This is a genomic window from Planomicrobium sp. MB-3u-38, from assembly GCF_002836425.1.
Classification (GTDB): domain Bacteria; phylum Bacillota; class Bacilli; order Bacillales_A; family Planococcaceae; genus Planococcus; species Planococcus okeanokoites.
Map to the genome: position 1 here is coordinate 19037 of NZ_PJBO01000076.1, position 16245 is coordinate 35281.

The 16245-nt window shown below is 44.4% G+C and carries 19 protein-coding genes; 17 read left to right on the top strand and 2 right to left on the bottom strand.

Translation table 11 applies throughout. From position 1 onward, the window contains the following. Positions 1-25 precede the first annotated feature (25 nt). The 7 genes from CXF70_RS16120 (at position 26) to CXF70_RS16150 (ending at position 6015) form a co-directional block, all read left to right on the top strand. Positions 26-484 carry a GAF domain-containing protein gene (locus tag CXF70_RS16120; RefSeq protein ID WP_101803509.1) on the top strand — a complete coding sequence of 153 codons (459 nt, stop codon included), beginning with the start codon at positions 26-28 and terminating at the stop codon, positions 482-484. After that, positions 484-1527, top strand: a complete 1044-nt coding sequence (locus CXF70_RS16125) for a sensor histidine kinase (protein WP_233208666.1) — start codon at positions 484-486, stop codon at positions 1525-1527. The genes CXF70_RS16120 and CXF70_RS16125 overlap by 1 nt, the downstream gene beginning before the upstream one ends. 14 nt (positions 1528-1541) lie before the next feature. After that, positions 1542-2189 carry a response regulator transcription factor gene (locus CXF70_RS16130; RefSeq protein WP_101803510.1) on the top strand — a complete coding sequence of 216 codons (648 nt, stop codon included), beginning with the start codon at positions 1542-1544 and terminating at the stop codon, positions 2187-2189. A 19-nt stretch (positions 2190-2208) separates the two neighbouring features. Further along, positions 2209-2736, top strand: a complete 528-nt coding sequence (locus tag CXF70_RS16135) for a hemerythrin domain-containing protein (protein ID WP_101803511.1) — start codon at positions 2209-2211, stop codon at positions 2734-2736. Positions 2737-2901: 165 nt separating this feature from the next. Continuing rightward, positions 2902-4425 carry a nitrate/nitrite transporter gene (locus CXF70_RS16140; protein WP_101803527.1) on the top strand — a complete coding sequence of 508 codons (1524 nt, stop codon included), beginning with the start codon at positions 2902-2904 and terminating at the stop codon, positions 4423-4425. 33 nt (positions 4426-4458) lie between these two features. Then, positions 4459-5478 (top strand): ThiF family adenylyltransferase, encoded by a 1020-nt coding sequence (locus CXF70_RS16145; RefSeq protein WP_101803512.1) that lies wholly within the window; start codon positions 4459-4461, stop codon positions 5476-5478. A gap of 18 nt (positions 5479-5496) precedes the next feature. After that, the gene (locus CXF70_RS16150; RefSeq protein WP_101803513.1) at positions 5497-6015 is read left to right on the top strand and encodes a MogA/MoaB family molybdenum cofactor biosynthesis protein; all 519 of its coding nucleotides are present in this window, start codon (positions 5497-5499) and stop codon (positions 6013-6015) included. Here CXF70_RS16150 and moaC read toward each other — a convergent pair. Further along, positions 6000-6488: a cyclic pyranopterin monophosphate synthase MoaC gene (gene moaC, locus CXF70_RS16155; RefSeq protein ID WP_101803514.1), complete on the bottom strand. Its 489-nt coding sequence runs from the start codon at positions 6486-6488 to the stop codon at positions 6000-6002. The genes CXF70_RS16150 and moaC overlap by 16 nt on opposite strands. A gap of 64 nt (positions 6489-6552) precedes the next feature. Between moaC and CXF70_RS16160 the strand changes: the two genes are divergently transcribed. From CXF70_RS16160 to CXF70_RS16205, 10 genes are all read left to right on the top strand, one after another. Next, positions 6553-7797 carry a molybdopterin molybdotransferase MoeA gene (locus CXF70_RS16160; protein WP_101803515.1) on the top strand — a complete coding sequence of 415 codons (1245 nt, stop codon included), beginning with the start codon at positions 6553-6555 and terminating at the stop codon, positions 7795-7797. After that, positions 7785-8297, top strand: coding sequence for a molybdopterin-guanine dinucleotide biosynthesis protein B (gene mobB / locus CXF70_RS16165; RefSeq protein ID WP_101803516.1), 513 nt, complete (start codon positions 7785-7787; stop codon positions 8295-8297). Before CXF70_RS16160 ends, mobB begins: the two co-directional genes overlap by 13 nt. Further along, positions 8294-8734, top strand: coding sequence for a molybdenum cofactor biosynthesis protein MoaE (locus tag CXF70_RS16170; RefSeq protein ID WP_101803517.1), 441 nt, complete (start codon positions 8294-8296; stop codon positions 8732-8734). Before mobB ends, CXF70_RS16170 begins: the two co-directional genes overlap by 4 nt. Continuing rightward, positions 8731-8964 carry a molybdopterin converting factor subunit 1 gene (gene moaD, locus CXF70_RS16175; protein WP_101803518.1) on the top strand — a complete coding sequence of 78 codons (234 nt, stop codon included), beginning with the start codon at positions 8731-8733 and terminating at the stop codon, positions 8962-8964. The genes CXF70_RS16170 and moaD overlap by 4 nt, the downstream gene beginning before the upstream one ends. Beyond that, a complete protein-coding gene (locus CXF70_RS16180) occupies positions 8961-9521 on the top strand; it encodes a molybdenum cofactor guanylyltransferase (protein ID WP_101803519.1) in 561 nt (186 codons plus the stop codon). Before moaD ends, CXF70_RS16180 begins: the two co-directional genes overlap by 4 nt. Before the next feature lie 16 nt (positions 9522-9537). Next, the gene (moaA, locus tag CXF70_RS16185) at positions 9538-10554 is read left to right on the top strand and encodes a GTP 3',8-cyclase MoaA (RefSeq protein WP_101803520.1); all 1017 of its coding nucleotides are present in this window, start codon (positions 9538-9540) and stop codon (positions 10552-10554) included. Between the two features lie 157 nt (positions 10555-10711). Further along, complete coding sequence (locus tag CXF70_RS16190) at positions 10712-12604, top strand: heavy metal translocating P-type ATPase (RefSeq protein ID WP_101803521.1); 1893 nt, start codon at positions 10712-10714, stop codon at positions 12602-12604. Positions 12605-12625: 21 nt separating this feature from the next. Further along, positions 12626-12847, top strand: coding sequence for a heavy-metal-associated domain-containing protein (locus tag CXF70_RS16195; protein ID WP_101803522.1), 222 nt, complete (start codon positions 12626-12628; stop codon positions 12845-12847). Positions 12848-12948: 101 nt separating this feature from the next. After that, positions 12949-13656: a Crp/Fnr family transcriptional regulator gene (locus CXF70_RS16200; RefSeq protein ID WP_101803523.1), complete on the top strand. Its 708-nt coding sequence runs from the start codon at positions 12949-12951 to the stop codon at positions 13654-13656. 151 nt (positions 13657-13807) lie between these two features. Beyond that, entirely contained in the window at positions 13808-15412 is a 1605-nt protein-coding gene (locus CXF70_RS16205; protein ID WP_101803524.1) for a pyruvate oxidase, read from the top strand. Between the two features lie 312 nt (positions 15413-15724). Here the strand turns inward: CXF70_RS16205 and CXF70_RS16210 are convergent. Beyond that, positions 15725-16245, bottom strand: a 521-nt coding sequence (locus CXF70_RS16210) for an LAGLIDADG family homing endonuclease (RefSeq protein WP_304528595.1), incomplete at its 5' end; no start/stop codon positions are given.

Genomic DNA, 16245 nt, shown 5'->3' on the forward strand with positions numbered 1-16245 from the left:
TTCTTTTTAAATAGGAGATAAACATATGAAAAATATTGCGGATCACCAGACTCAAATAGATCAATTCCGTGTCGAAATCGACTTTGACCTTGTCGCAATCGCCCTGATAGAACCTGCTGAAAATCAATACGTTCTGAAATGGAAATATGCTTCAGGCAATATTAGCACCCGTATTAAAAAAATTCTGCTGCAATCAGGAAAAGGGATAGCTGGTATGGTTTTTAAAACTGGGAAACCGCTGATTGTAAAAGACCGCGGCGACTTTGCGCAAAATGATGATCTATTCAATTTCCCGATACTGGTATTTGAGAATCTGAGAAGTTTTGGAGCTGTGCCGTTATGGCACAACGGGAGAGTTGCAGGCGTTTTGCTGGGTGGATACCGTGAGGAAGGATTAATGACAGAAGAAAAAATGGTGTTATTGACTCAAAAAGCCGCTTCCGGAATCGGAAATTTGGATGGAAAGGATTTGATCTTACATTGATGCCGCCAAACACTGATTTCCAAAGTGAATTGATGATGAAAATGTATGCGAACAGTTCAGAAGCCATCTTTTTTTTCGATAGGCACGGAAAGACGCTTTCCTTAAATCCCGCAGCAGCGAATATCATGGAAAATGATGTGCTGGAGCAGCTGATTGCCGGCGCTGATTCTGCGATTTGCGAAGCTTGCAGAGGGTTTACGAGTGAATCCGAGAACCAGACATGCAAAAATTGCTTTTTTGAAAGCGTTGAACCTGCAAACTTCACATCGTTTCAAATTCACTTGAAGACAAAAGGGAAAGGAGTGGTTCCCTATACCGCTACTTTTCATACAATCGATTCGGAAAGAGGCATCCGGGTTTTCATGCTGCGAGATCTTACGACACAGTTTGAAACCCAGAAGAAGTTGCATCAGAATACCATGATGAGACATGTCATTGAAGCGCAGGAAAATGAAAGAAAACGAATTTCGCGTGAATTACATGACAGCGTTGCGCAGGAATTGCTGAGTGCTGTTGTGGAGTTGCGTGCTTTGAAGTACATGACTGGCGACCAGAAAGTGTTGGATAAAGCAGAAGATACGAAAGCGACTTTGACACGCCTGCTGGATGATATCCGCAATCTTTCCTTGGAATTGCGCCCGGCTTCGCTGGATGATTTTGGACTGGAAGCCGCATTCCGCTCACACTTCAAGCGAATTGAAGAAAGTTACGGCATCAGTATCGAACTGGTTTCATCCATTAATAAAAAGCGGTTTGACAGTGAAATTGAGACGGTTTTTTATCGGATTTGCCAGGAAGCCGTATTAAACTCGATCAAATATGCATTTGTGGAAGAAATAAAAGTACATCTATATGAAGAGGACAGCCACCTTCATCTGATAACTGTAGATGAAGGTCTGGGTTTCAAAGAAGGCCAGTCACCTAAAGGAACCGGATTGGGTTTATTCGGAATGAGAGAGCGTGCGGAATTGGTTAACGGAAAAGTTGAAATCTTATCCGAGCTCGGTAAAGGAACGACAGTGCACTTAAGTGTACCTTTATAAAAAGGGGGGAGAGCATGAAAATCGTCATAGCCGACGACCATGCGATAGTAAGAAGCGGTTTTTCGATGATTTTGAATTTCCAGGATGACATGGAAGTTATCGGTCTTGCCGCTGATGGAATCGAAGCATATCAAATGGTGGCAAAGCATCAGCCGGATGTCCTGTTACTGGATTTGAGCATGCCGCCAGGCGAAAGTGGTTTGATCGCCACTGGGAAAATTAAAGAAGATTTTCCGGAAACCAAAATTCTTATTCTAACCATGCACGATGACGAAGAGTATTTGTTTCACGTTCTGAAAAACGGTGCTTCAGGATACATGCTGAAAAATGCACCGGACGAAGAATTACTATCCGCTATCCGCACCATTTACAACGGAGGGACCTACATACATCCAAAAATGGCAACTTCGCTTGTCCGTGAATTCTTCAACAAACATTCCAATTCATCTCAGAATGATCCATTTGAGCTTCTCTCCAAGCGGGAAATCGAAGTTCTTCCTTTAATCGCTAAAGGCTACGGCAATAAGGAAATTGCCCAGAAACTTTATATTTCCGTGAAAACAGTGGAAGCGCATAAAGCGAAAATCATGGAGAAGCTGCAATTGAAAAGCCGGCCGGAACTGGTCGAGTACGCTTTAAAGAAAAAATTATTGAATTTTTGATACTTCTGGAGGGATGGAAATGGCAGACTTTGCTGAACTGCGTTTCAAGGAACCAGGCATGCGGCTACTTGAAAACGAACACAGGTATTTGACCTATTTGATGGATGAATGGCATGCCCTGGTGCTGGATTTTGAAAAAGACGATATGACCCTTGAAGAAGGCCGGGAAAAATTGAAGACGATCCGGCAGAAACTTTATGAATTTGTGGAACCGCTTAAAAATCATACAGATAAAGAAGAAGAACATTTCTTCCCCGTTTTGGGCACTTATATCGGATTTGAACAAGGGCCGCTTATGGGGATTCAGGAAGAGCACCAGGAAATAGACGGCTATATCGGCCATTTCTTTCACCATACTAGAGGAAACATCGATTTGATGACGCTGGACGATATGAAGACGATCGCCAAAGACGCGGGCGAAGCCTACGAAGTACTGACCATCCATTTTGTCAAAGAGGAAACGGTGCTGTTCCCAATGGCAGAAAAGCTGATGAAAGCTGTAGACCAGGATGAGTTATACGAAAAAATGAAAACATTGATTTCTTAAAACCGCTTCCCCGGAAGCGGTTTTTTGTTTTGTCTTTTTTTAGGGTTTCCCCTCAGACTGCAAGGGGACTCCCTTATTAATAAGCGGTATGACTAGCGATACAATGGGATTAGGGAATCGATGATTGAACTCGTAAAGAAAATTATTGCAGAAAAGGTGATTTGGATGATCAAGAAAGTGCAGTTGCCGTTACAAACGATGAACTTAGTAGTCGGATTCATGGTATGGGTTATCATATCCTCACTTATCCCATTTATCAGCGAAGATATTACAATTCCACCGGAACGCTTGGCTATCGTTACAGCAGTCCCGGTTGTTCTGGGATCTATTTTACGGATTCCGCTCGGCTATTATGCCAACGTATTCGGAGCAAGGATCATTTTCCTGCTCAGTTTCATCCTATTGCTGTTTCCGGTGTTTTACTTAAGTGAAGCATCCACTTTTACTGATCTGATTATAGGTGGTTTATTTCTGGGTATCGGTGGAGCGGTTTTCTCTGTAGGAGTAACTTCCTTGCCGAAATATTATCCGAAAGAAAAACATGGTCTCGTAAACGGTATATACGGCGCAGGAAATATCGGTACCGCCATCACCACTTTTTCGGCACCGCTGATTGCTACTCAAATCGGCTGGTCGGCAACCATCAAATTGTATTTGATCCTTTTACTGATATTTGCATTACTGAATTTCTTCTTCGGGGATCGTCATGAAGCAAAAGTGAAAACCCCTATTTTTGAGCAGATTAAAGGCGTCTATAAAAACGAAAAGCTTTGGTTCTTTTCATTGTTCTATTTCATTACGTTCGGTTCTTTTGTCGCGTTCACGATTTATTTGCCGAACTTCCTCGTCAACAATTTCGGTCTCGAAAAAGTGGACGCAGGCATGCGGACAGCCGGATTCATCGCCGTAGCGACATTCCTGCGTCCTGTTGGGGGCTGGCTGGCGGATAAATTGCAGCCATTGCTTCTATTGATGGGTACGTTTTTTATCTACACGATCGCCGCAATTGTACTGGCTTTCTCGCCATCCATCGGTTTATACACTGTAGGCAGTATTGCGATTGCCGTTAGCGCGGGTATCGGGAATGGGGTCATCTTTAAACTCGTTCCTTTCTATTTCAATAAACAGGCAGGCATCGTCAATGGTATCGTCTCCATGATGGGTGGACTTGGCGGATTCTTCCCACCGATCATGCTGTCGATTATTTTTTCAGTCACTGGCCAATATTCCATCGGTTTCATGCTGCTGTCGCAAGTAGCGTTAGCCAGCCTGATTCTTGTTGTCTGGCTGTATTACCAAGAGCGTCTGCAGCTGGCTGGTGAAGTGTTCAATTCCACTGGCCAAGGAATTTTGGTTACCGATATATCCGGGAAGATCAGAACGGTAAACCCTGCATTCACAGAGCTTTCCGGCTTCGAGAAAGAGGATGTCATAGGGGAAAACCCGAGCATCATGAAATCAGGGCGGCAATCAAAAGAGTTTTACCAGCAGATGTGGCAGGAGATCAAGGAGAGAGGCATGTGGCAAGGTGAAATTTGGAACAAAAGGAAAGATGGGGAAGAATATTTGCAATGGTTGAATATCAGTGCGGTAAAAGATGATACCGGAGAAGTGGTTCGATATGTCGGGACTTTTACGGATATTACTTCCGAATATAAGAAGAAACAGCATACCTCGGTCTTCCAATGAATAAATAACAAATAACCGATAGGGGGTATCCCGATGGATGGCCGTTATTCAAGACAGGAACTGTTCAAGCCGATCGGCAAGGAAGGACAAAAGAACCTGTGCCAGTCAGTCGTGACGATTGTCGGCTGCGGAGCTTTGGGTTCCGCAATTGCTGAAACCATGACGAGGGCCGGGGTTGGTGAAATCCATCTGGTCGACCGTGATTATGTGGAACTTTCCAATTTACAGCGCCAACAGCTGTTTACCGAAAAAGATGCAGAAGAGATGAAACCAAAAGTCGAGGCAGCGAAAATTCGATTAACAGCTATCAGAAGCGATATGCGACTTACTACTTACTTGCAGCATCTTGACGGTGCATTGATGGAAAAGCTGGCGCAATCCAGCGATTTGATCCTGGATGCCACGGATAATTTTGAAACCCGCCTTGTGATCAATGATGCAGCGGCAAAATATGATATCCCCTGGATATACGGTGCCTGTGTGGGAAGTTCAGGTGTCATTTTCCCATTCGTCCCGGGCAATTCAGCGTGTTTCCGGTGTCTGATGCCAGTACTGCCGTCTCTTAACGAAACCTGTGATACAGCGGGAATCATCCCATCGGCAGTTCAAGTCACAGCAGCGCTTCAATGTACGGAAGCTTTAAAGTGGTTAAGCGGCAATAAAGCGGCGATGAGAAGCAAAATGCATCATTTCAATCTATGGGACAACACCGTCCATGATCTGGGCATCAGCCGCATTAAAAATGCTAACTGTGAAACTTGCGGTAGCCGACCGATCTATCCCGCGCTGCAATCTGGTTCGGGTGGAACAATTGCGGTTCTTTGCGGCAGGGAGGCGGTGCAATTCCTGCCGAATCCGAACAGGAAATTTGGAATGGCGGATGCGTTGGAAGTAGGTGAAAAGTTGAAAGCACAGGTTAGGTCCACTCCTTACTTTGTCGAGATGAAAGTTTATGGGAAAAGGGCCGTAGTATTTGCGGATGGCCGTATTCTCATTCACGGCATGCGGAACAAAACGGAGGGGCAGAAATTCTTTCATCAATTATTCGGTTGATGCTGAAGGGGGAAAGACATGTCTGAACAATTCAATATAATCGGCGGTGTCAGCATTGCCGTATTGACTGTAAGTGATACCCGCACGATGGAAACTGACCATAGCGGCGAATTGATAAGGAAATTAGTGTCGGACCAGAAAGGTATGGAAGTGGTGGATTATCAGATCGTCAAAGACGAAGTTGTGGATATTCGAGGAACACTAAAAAAATGGCTGGAGGAAGAATCCATCGATGCCATCATCATTACAGGCGGTACAGGAATCGCCAAAAGGGATAATTCGATCGAATCGGTCGAACCGTTCTATGAAAAGGAGATCCAGGGATTCGGGGAATTATTCAGGCACCTGAGTTTCACTGAAGACATCGGCACAAGGGCCATGCTCACCCGCGCTTCGGCAGGAACGGCTTCAGACAAAGCCATTTTTATCCTGCCGGGTTCTCGCGGAGCAGTACGATTAGGGATGGAGCGGCTGATCTTGCCGGAACTCCACCACATAATCTATGAATTAAAGAAGCATGTTCATCCGCGTTCATAGTCGCCTGACTTGCCGCCGGTTTTTGTCAACAGCAGCGTAGGGCCGATCACCATTTCCTTGCCGGCTGCTTTGCACATATCATAAATGGTCAATGCTGCAGCGGACGCCGCTGTGAGAGCTTCCATTTCGACTCCGGTGGGACCTTTCGTTTTTACGGCGGCAGTGATATGAATTTCATAATGGCCATTCTCTTCATCGACATTCCATTCAAAATGGATGTCAACGCCGCTCAAAGCTAAAGGATGGCACATCGGAATGATTTGTGCGGTGTTTTTGGCAGCCATGATGCCAGCAACTTGCGCGACCGCAAAGACATCCCCTTTTTTATTGGTGCCGTCTTTGATCTGCTGGTAAATCGCTTCGTTGATCATTATCGCAGAAGTTGCGCGGGCAGTACGCACCGTTTCATTTTTATCGGATACGTCGACCATCTTCGCGCGGCCTTGTTCATTGAAATGTGTCAGTTCAGACATTCGGATCATCCTTTCAAATTCATATGGATTCAGTATATCAGGATTAAACGGGGAGTAGATACTATTGATCGAACATCGTAAACCGATTCCAGTCTCAGAAGCTGTTCAAAAAGTGATGGAACATGCACATTCAATCGGTGCTGAAACAGTGTCACTGGAACACAGCTACAACAGGATACTTGCTGAACCGATTGTCGCAGGTCATGCAGTGCCGCCCTTTGACCGTTCGCCTTATGACGGGTTTGCCATCATTTCCGGCAGTTCTCGGGAAGCTTCCGGTGACAACCGGATCCGGTTTGAAATAGTGGATCATATCGGAGCGGGAAAAGTTTCAGCAGAGGTCTTAAGCGGAAATCAAGCCGTCCGGATCATGACGGGAGCACCGTTGCCAAAAAATGCGGATGCGGTTGTCATGTTTGAACAGACGGTCGAATCAACGGACTCTTTTACCATTCGCAAGCCATTTGAAAAGCTTGAGAACGTATCCCTGAAAGGGGAAGATGTCCAGCAGGGAGAAGTGGTCATTGAAAGCGGCCACCTGATCCATCCCGGCACAGTGGCCTTGCTGGCAACTTTCGGCTATGCGCAAGTGCAAGTCGCCAAACAGCCGGTGGTCGGCATTCTGTCTACCGGCACAGAATTATTGGATGTCTCAGAACCACTCGCACCCGGGAAAATCCGCAACAGCAACGGGCCGATGATTGCAGCGCAACTTGCCAGAATGGGCCTCGGCTGCAAAATGTATGGACTTTCAATGGATGACCTGGATCAAAGCTTCACGATTGTCAAAAAAGCGGCAGCAGAAACGGACTGCCTGATTACAACAGGCGGCGTTTCCTTGGGAGATTTCGATTTCCTGCCGGCGATTTATGAACGGCTCGGAGCAGAGGTGCTATTCAATAAAGTGGCCATGCGTCCGGGCAGTGTCACGACTGTAGCAGTGGCAGCCGGCAAATACTTATTTGGCCTTTCCGGCAATCCGTCAGCCTGCTTTACGGGATTTGAATTATTTGTCCGTCCGGCCCTATTAAAAATGAGGGGAGCGGAAAAAAGGTATTTGCCGCATACTAAGGCCATACTTGCTGAGGATTTCACCAAAGCCAATCCGTTTACCCGTTTTATTCGTGCAGTCTATGATGGTGAATTTATCAAACCAGCAGGGTTCAATAAGTCGAATGCGGTTGCGTCCATCGCTAAAGGCAATGCATTAATCGTCTTGCCAGGCGGCACCAGGGGATTCGAAAAAGGGGATATCGTGGATGTGCTGTTGCTCGGCATGGAAGAAGGCAGCGCATTATGGAAACTATAAAGATACTCCAGATTGTTGGTTTCAAAAACAGCGGAAAAACGACATTGCTTACCCGTTTCATGGAAACTGCACTCAAATCCAATAAACAAGTATCCACAATAAAACATCATGGCCATGGCGGCGATTTGGAAATGCCTGAACATGGCACAGACAGTATGCGGTTTTTTGAAAAAGGCGCAGCCAGTTCACTGGCTTATGGAAATGGCGTCGTCCAGCTGCACCTTCAAACAAAACAGGCTGAGCTGCAGAAGTTCATCCGGTTATCGCAGCTGGCTGAACCCGATCTGATTTTAATCGAAGGGTTCAAAAAAGCGGACTTTCCCAAAGTCGTTCTTGTGCGAAACGTTGATGACTGGCAGGAACTGCAGAAATTATCAAAAATCGAACTGGTCATCGTCCATAAAGGCGTCATGTTGGAAAAGATCAAATCAGTTGAATTGGATAATGAAAAAGAAATCGATAATTTCTTTATCCAGTGGATGGAAGGGGAAAACAGATGAAACCTTTTAGTATCGTAACAGAACCGATCAATCCACAATTATATGCGGATTATGTATTGCGCCCCGAAGCTGGAGCAGTGACGCTTTTTACCGGCCATGTACGCGAATGGACAAAAGGGGTCCAGACGGTCTTCCTCGCGTATGAGGCTTATGTGCCCATGGCAGAGAAGAAACTGGCTCAGATCGGCCAGGAAATCGAAGAACAGTGGGAAGGCACCAGAGCTGCTATTGCACATCGCATCGGTGAACTTCAAATAAGTGATATCGCGGTGGTGATCGCCGTTTCCTCTCCGCACAGAAAAACAGCATATGAAGCAAATGAATATGCAATAGAACGGATTAAGGAGATCGTTCCGATATGGAAAAAAGAGATTTGGAACGACGGGGAACAATGGATCGGGGATCAAAAGAAAAAGCCGGAAGGAGAATTAAGATGATAACTGTCCATTATTTTGCCGGTATTCGGGAAATGACTGGAACCCATAAAGAAGATTTCGATTGTGCTGGCGTGACAGTCGGACAACTGAAAGAACGGCTGATTCAAAAGTATCCGCAAATGCAGGGGAATTCGCTGCAATTTGCGGTGAACGAAGAATATGCTCTGCAGACAGACATCTTATCAGAAGGCGACGCGGTTGCGCTGATACCGCCTGTCAGTGGCGGATGAAGACAGTCGGCATCCTGCTCGCTGGAGGATTGTCCCGTCGTTTCGGTTCACCGAAAGCATTTGCCAAAATCGGCGATGACTATTTCTATGAAAAAGTGCATCAGGCACTTTCAGCGGTTTGTGATGAAGTGGTGATTGTCACCAGGAAAGAATTGGTGCAGCTGTTTCCGCCGGAACTGGAAGTGGTGACAGATCATGTCGCTGTTTCCGACAAAGGGCCACTGGCTGGAATTTCCACAGCAATGAAATTAAAGAGAGCCGATCGGTACATGGTTCTTCCTTGTGACATGCCGTTTATCGGACCTGCCGAAACAAGGGAATTGCTGAAATTGGTGAACAGCAAGGCGCAGGTGACAGCTGTTAAAACCGAGGATGAGAAAATTCCTTTGTTCAGTATATGGGCTGGCAATTTTTCAGAAGAACTCGAACAGGCAATCGGCGATGAAAAATTAAGCGTATTCGATTTTCTTAACAGTTTGGAAACCACATGGATAGACCACTGGTTGATTCATCCGAACAAAGATAAATTCCGCAATATAAATAGAAATAGTTTATAGAAAGGGAGGCGTTAACATGGAAGGACAACCATTGAAAGACCGAGTGGGCCGGCCGATACGCGATTTACGGATTTCTGTCACCGACCGCTGCAATTTCCGGTGTTCTTATTGCATGCCAAAAGAGGTATTCGGTGATGATTATGCATTTCTGCCAAGGCAGGAATTACTGTCATTTGAAGAAATTCACCGGCTGACCAAAGTTTTCGTATCAATGGGGGTCAAAAAAATCAGGCTGACCGGCGGCGAACCGTTAATGCGTCGGGGCTTGCCGGAACTCATAAAAAAAATCCTGTCTGTAGAAGGTGTGGAAGATATCGGTCTGACCACCAATGGGCTGTTTTTGAAACAACAGGGAGCTGCTCTTTACGAAGCGGGGCTTAGAAGGCTCAATATCAGCCTGGATGCTTTGGACGCGGAATTATTCGGCAAACTGAACGGCAGAGGAGTGAGTCCGGCGCCGATCCTGGAAAATATCGATTTTGCAAAAGAGCTGGGATTTGAAATCAAAGTGAATATGGTCGTACAAAAAGATGTGAACGAGCAGGAAATATTACCGATGGCCGCGTATTTCAAAAAGAAAGGCATCACACTCCGGTTCATTGAATTCATGGATGTCGGAAACGATAACGGCTGGAGTTTTAAGAAAGTCGTTACGAAGAAAGAAATTCTTGAATTACTCCAATCCGAATATGGGCTGGAAGCAGTTGATGAAGATTACTACGGAGAAGTGGCGAAGCGTTACCAGTACAAAGACAGTGACTCGCAGGTCGGCTTTATCACTTCTGTTTCAGAATCATTTTGTTCATCGTGCACACGGGCGCGCCTGTCATCAGATGGAAAATTCTATACATGCCTCTTTGCTGTTCAAGGCTATGATATCAGGGAATTGATCCGGAGCGGTATGGATGATGCTTCGCTATTGGAAGCTGTCAGCAATGTATGGGCTGGCCGAGCTGACCGCTATTCCGATGAGCGGACAGAACAAACGGCAAAAAACCGCAATAAAATTGGAATGTCGTATATTGGTGGATAGACCTCCATTAAGTCAATTCCTTATCACTTCCCCTGTGACTGAGTATTTTCAGTAACCGGGGAATTTTTTTACCATCTTGATACCGGTCAATTTGTTCCTTGGCTCCTTCACCTATGATTGGGATAGAAAGAGTACAGGAACAAGGAGTTGAAGGAAAATGGCGGGTTTGATCCATCAGAATAAAAAGAAAATCACTTTCCTGGCAGGAATACTACTTATTTTCGCTTTGTTTTTCAATGGTATGGCGTTAATTGAACTTCAGAAACTGACACTGATCGCTGTGACGGTCATTGCCGGCATACCAATCGGGTTAAAAGCGCTTCAAGCAATACGGATGAAAGCATTCAGTATCGAGATGCTGGTCACTATCGCGGTTGTCGGCGCACTGGTTATCGGTGAATACACAGAATCAGCGGTTGTCACATTTTTATTCCTGTTCGGGGATTATCTGGAAGCACGGACATTGGAAAAAACAAGATCATCTTTGAAGAATCTGATTGATTTGACACCTGGAGAAGCCACGATTATCCGGGAAGGGATAAATATCACCATACCGGTTGAAGAAGTGGTCACAGGGGACCGGGTAATCATCCGAACCGGCGGTAAAATTCCCGTGGACGGAACAATTATTAGCGGACAGGCATTGCTGGTTGAAGCGGTCATCACCGGTGAATCAGTGCCTGCCTCAAAGAAGAAAGGTGATATAGTCTACAGTGGAACAATGATCGAATCAGGTTATATCGAAGTACTGGCTGATAAAATCGGTGACGACACGATATTTGCGAAAATCATTGAGCTTGTGGAAGAAGCACAGGATTCCAAAACGAAAACGGAAAAATTTCTCAACAGGTTCTCAGCAGTCTATACCCCGGGAGTCGTCGTCCTGTCGATAATGGTCTATATTCTGACGTTGGATGTCCATCTGGCTATCACTTTTTTGGTTATCGCCTGTCCAGGAGCATTGGTCATCGGTGCGCCGGTTTCCAGTGTGGCGGGTATCGGTAACGGGGCAAAAAATGGGGTCCTCATCAAAGGCGGCGAAGTGATGGACCGCTTTGCAAAAGTGGACACGCTGGTATTCGATAAAACGGGCACTTTGACGAAAGGGAAACCCCAAGTGACTGATATAAAATCAGCAGGTCTATTGGCAGAAAACGATTTACTGCAGATGGTGGCTTCTGCGGAAACGGTATCAGAACATCATCTGGGCAAAACCATTGTTAAAGAGGCGGAAATACGCGGCATCAAACTGGCAGCACCTGAAAAATCCAAAGTCAAAAAAGGGAGCGGCTTGATGGCATTAATCGGCGGACACTGCCTCGCGATCGGCAACCGCAAATTGATGGAAGCCAACGATGTCGAAATCTCTCCTGAACTAATGGATTATGCTATCGGACGTGAAAAAATGGGTAATACCGCTATTTTCATTTCAAAAGACCGCAAGCTCGCCGGCATCATTTCCATAGCCGATCAGATTCGGGAAGATGCACCATCTGCACTCGCTGAAATGAGAAAGAATGGCATTAAGCGGATCATTATGCTGACAGGAGACAATCGATTTACTGCTGAACGGGTGGCTGCAGCACTTGGACTGGATGAATTCCACCCGGAACTGCTGCCGGCTGACAAAGTGAAGTTCATCCAAAATCTGCAGGCCGAAGGGCACATTGTGGCCATGGCTGGAGATGGCGTCAACGATGCACCGGCAATTGCAGCAGCGGATATCGGCATAGCCATGGGTGAAGGCGGGACAGATATTTCAATGGAAACAGCGGATGCCGTATTGATGGCGGATCAACTTCTTCAATTCTCCCATGCCTTCTCTTTATCCAAAGCGACAATCCGGAACATGAAACAAAATACTGTTCTGGCTGTTGGCACCGTTGCAGTATTGCTGGCAGGTGTTCTGATGGGATCCATCCATTTGGCTTCCGGCATGTTCATACATGAAGCAAGTGTTCTGCTGGTCATCTTGAACGCGATGCGGTTAATGCGTTTCAATCACAATAAAATTAAGAAAGAATTTAAATTGCGGCCAGTTCAGGCTTAGCAAAAAACAGGAGGAAGAATCATGATGAAAGTTACATTTAAAATGGAACCGTTGACTTGTCCGTCATGTATTAAAAAGATCGAAAACGCTGTAATGAAAATACAGGGCGTGGAATCTGTTGATGTTCTTTTCCATGCGGGTAAAGTGAAAGTAGTGTATAACGATGAACTGGTTTCTGCTCTAAAAGTCGAAGAAACCATTGTTCGTTTGGGTTATCCGGTTCTATCAACAAAAGTCGCCTGACTTAAATTGATAAAACCTGAAAAGTAATGATGCTTTCAACACAATGGTAAAATTTATATAAATAATTGATTGAATTGTTCATCAGTTAGGGAGGGTTTAAGATGCCGTTGCAGGAACCGGATAAACTTAGTGAATCGAAAGAAATTGAAAAGCATAAATCATGTGTTTCCATCGTGCCGATTTTCAATCACTTAGAAGATGATGAAATGAATAGCATTGTAAAATCAGCCATACACCTTAACTTAGAAAAGAACGAGATACTTTACCGTGCAGGTGACTATTCCGATTCACTGTATATCGTTCATAAAGGAAAAGTCAGGGTTTACCGGTTATCGGAAAATGGCAGAGAGCAGCTTATCCGGATACTGAATCCGGGGGAGTTTACTGGTGAATTGGCGCTGTTCAGGGAGTCGGTACATGAAGTGTATGCTGAAGCTATGGAGCAAACAGAAATTTGCAGCATACAACGGGGCGATCTACAGCAAATTCTCCAGCAGCATCCTACTATTTCATTGAAAATCTTAAATGAATTTTCAAAGCGACTGGATAATACAGAACATCTCATGACCAGTTTTGCCACAGAAAATGTGGAGACGAGGATTGCCCTATATCTGGTTCAGCAGGCTGAGGACAGTGAATTGGACAATATCGTTTTGCCAATGTCACGAAAGGATTTAGCCTCTTATTTGGGAACCACACCGGAAACGATCAGCCGAAAACTGGCGAAATTTGAAGATGAGGGATGGATTCACCAAAAAGATCACCGGAGTATTGAAATTTTGGACATAAAATCGCTCCAATCAGTCTGATAAATATTTTTAGCATTTACGGGCCGCCATACAACACTGGTGGCTTTTTTTTAGTCACCGTAAGCATTGGGTTTGTACTGCAGCTGCTGGGGAATGAAAAGGGTGAACAGAAAATGTTTCCAATTAGCCAATGACATAAAGGAGTGGTCCGATGTTTGATAAAAAAGCGGGGGCATACGTTATATACTTACTGAAGGAATGGAAAGCAGATCATATCTACGGGATGCCTGGTGACTCAATCAACGAATTCATGGAAGAATTACGGAAAGAAGAGGAGATCCGGTTTATCCAGATCCGTCACGAAGAAACAGGTGCGCTCGCTGCTGCAGCACATGCCAAACTCACGGGTCAAATCGGTGTCTGCATGTCGATTGCAGGACCAGGAGCAGTCCATCTACAAAACGGCTTGTATGACGCCAAGAAAGATAAAGTACCGGTGCTGGCGATTGTCGGACAGGTAAGCAGTGATTTAGTCGGCACGGATAATTTCCAGGAATTGAAGCTGGAATCGATGTTTGAGCAGGTGGCTGTATACAATAGGCGGGTACAGACAGCTGAACAGCTGCCGGACATGCTGAACCAGGCAATCAGGACTGCGTACGCAGAAAATGGTCCGGCTGTACTGATTGTTTCGGATGATCTGTTCAGTACGAAGATAAAATATGAAAAGCCCATGACATCAGCATCTTATTCGCAGCCTAATATAAGAGCGGCGGCTGAAGACCTTGAAAAAGCTGCAGATCTGATTAATTCCGCAAAAAAACCTGTCATTTTAGCTGGCAAAGGGGCTAAAGGTGCAGTTGCCGAATTATTGATGTTTGCTGAAGAAATCAAAGCACCATTAATCGCTTCATTTCCTTCTAAAGGCCTGATTCCCGACGAACATCCCAATCATATGGGACATCTGGGGCAATTAGGGACTGAACCGGCCAAGGAAGTGATGAAGGAAGCGGATTTACTGATATTGGCGGGTACTGCTTACCCATACAGGGGTTATTTGCCAAATGATGCACCGGCCATTCAGATAGATATCGATCCGGCTGTCATCGGTAAATATTATCCGGCAACTATCGGCATTGCCAGTGAATTGGAACCGGTCATGGCTTGGTTTATTGAAAATATCCTGCCTAAAAGTGATGATTTTCTTAAACAATCTCAAGAAAAGCGTGATAAATGGGATGAAAAATTGCGGCAGGAGATGGCCAAAGAGACGGAGCAGCTGCAGCCACAGCATGTAATGGCAGAAGTGCAGCGAATTTTGGAGCCTGGAGCGGTTGTTTCGCTTGATGTAGGAAGTGTGACATTGTGGTCAGCGCGTTATTTAAAGCTTACAGATCAAAAAATGATTGTATCAGCGTGGATTGCGACGATGGGCTGTGGTTTGCCTGGCGCAATAGCCGGTAAATTGGCGTATCCGGATAAACAGGTAATCGCATTGATCGGTGACGGCGGATTTTCAATGGGCATGCAAGACTTCGTTACAGCAGTTAAATACAATCTGCCAATCATCATAGTGATTTTGAACAACCAGAAAATCCAGTTGATCGAAACGGAACAGAAAGAAATGGGGAATAAACCGACGAATATCGAATTGGCAAATATTGATTTTGCGATGTTTGCTGAAGCTTGCGGCGGTATTGGCTATACAGCTAAAAACCGGCATGAACTGAAAGAAGCGCTGAATATGGCTAAAGCCGGCAACAAAGCTGCAGTAATTGATGCGTATGTGGAAGATATTGATTTTGAGACGATGTAAAATTAGATATAAGATGCATTAAGTAAATTTTAAAAAGAAAACAGTATCAATAAAGAAAACTTAAACACAAAACGGAATTGCTTATCGTAAACAAAGCAATTTCGTTTTTTATTTTGAGACAAGATTTGAATTCAATTCAGTAATGAGCTATCAAAAAGATAAAAACTGCGGCGTATTCAAATGAACAAAAACACATTGATAATTAATAAGATGAAATCAAGCCTGATTTGGCTATAAAATCGTTTTTGTCTCAATATCATGAGTATACTTATGTTTTGATACACAACTTCCTATAATTTATATTATGTCTACTTAATTATTTTTCAAGTTATTGCTACCTCTATCACTCCTAGCCTTTTTAGCATTATTATGCATTTTGATCTTATCTCTTAAAATTGATACATCTTCTTTTTCTTTGTTGAACTCTTCATACTTCCTTTCTAAAAATAGTTCTTTATCTTTATAAAGCCATTCAGAAAAGTTTTTAATTGTTCTTCTACCACTAACATAAACTCGATAATGATTTTCGTGTGTAGTAAAATTCGTTGTAAATCCATGTACTTCAATTTTGTTTTGTAATGATTTCATGAATTCTATCGAACCACCAACAATACTGACAAAGTAGCTCTTATAATTTACATATCCATCTCCATCAAAATAACCTCGAATAAAATGAGACATATATTCTTCTGGTATTATTGGAAAGATTAATTCTTTCGATTTTTTGCTTGTAACTCCATGTAGTTTCATTAAATCGGTTTTCATAATTTTACTGTGAATATTTAAGATGTAAACGCCTGTAATTGGATTGAGAGCGTAAAATATCTTGTGTA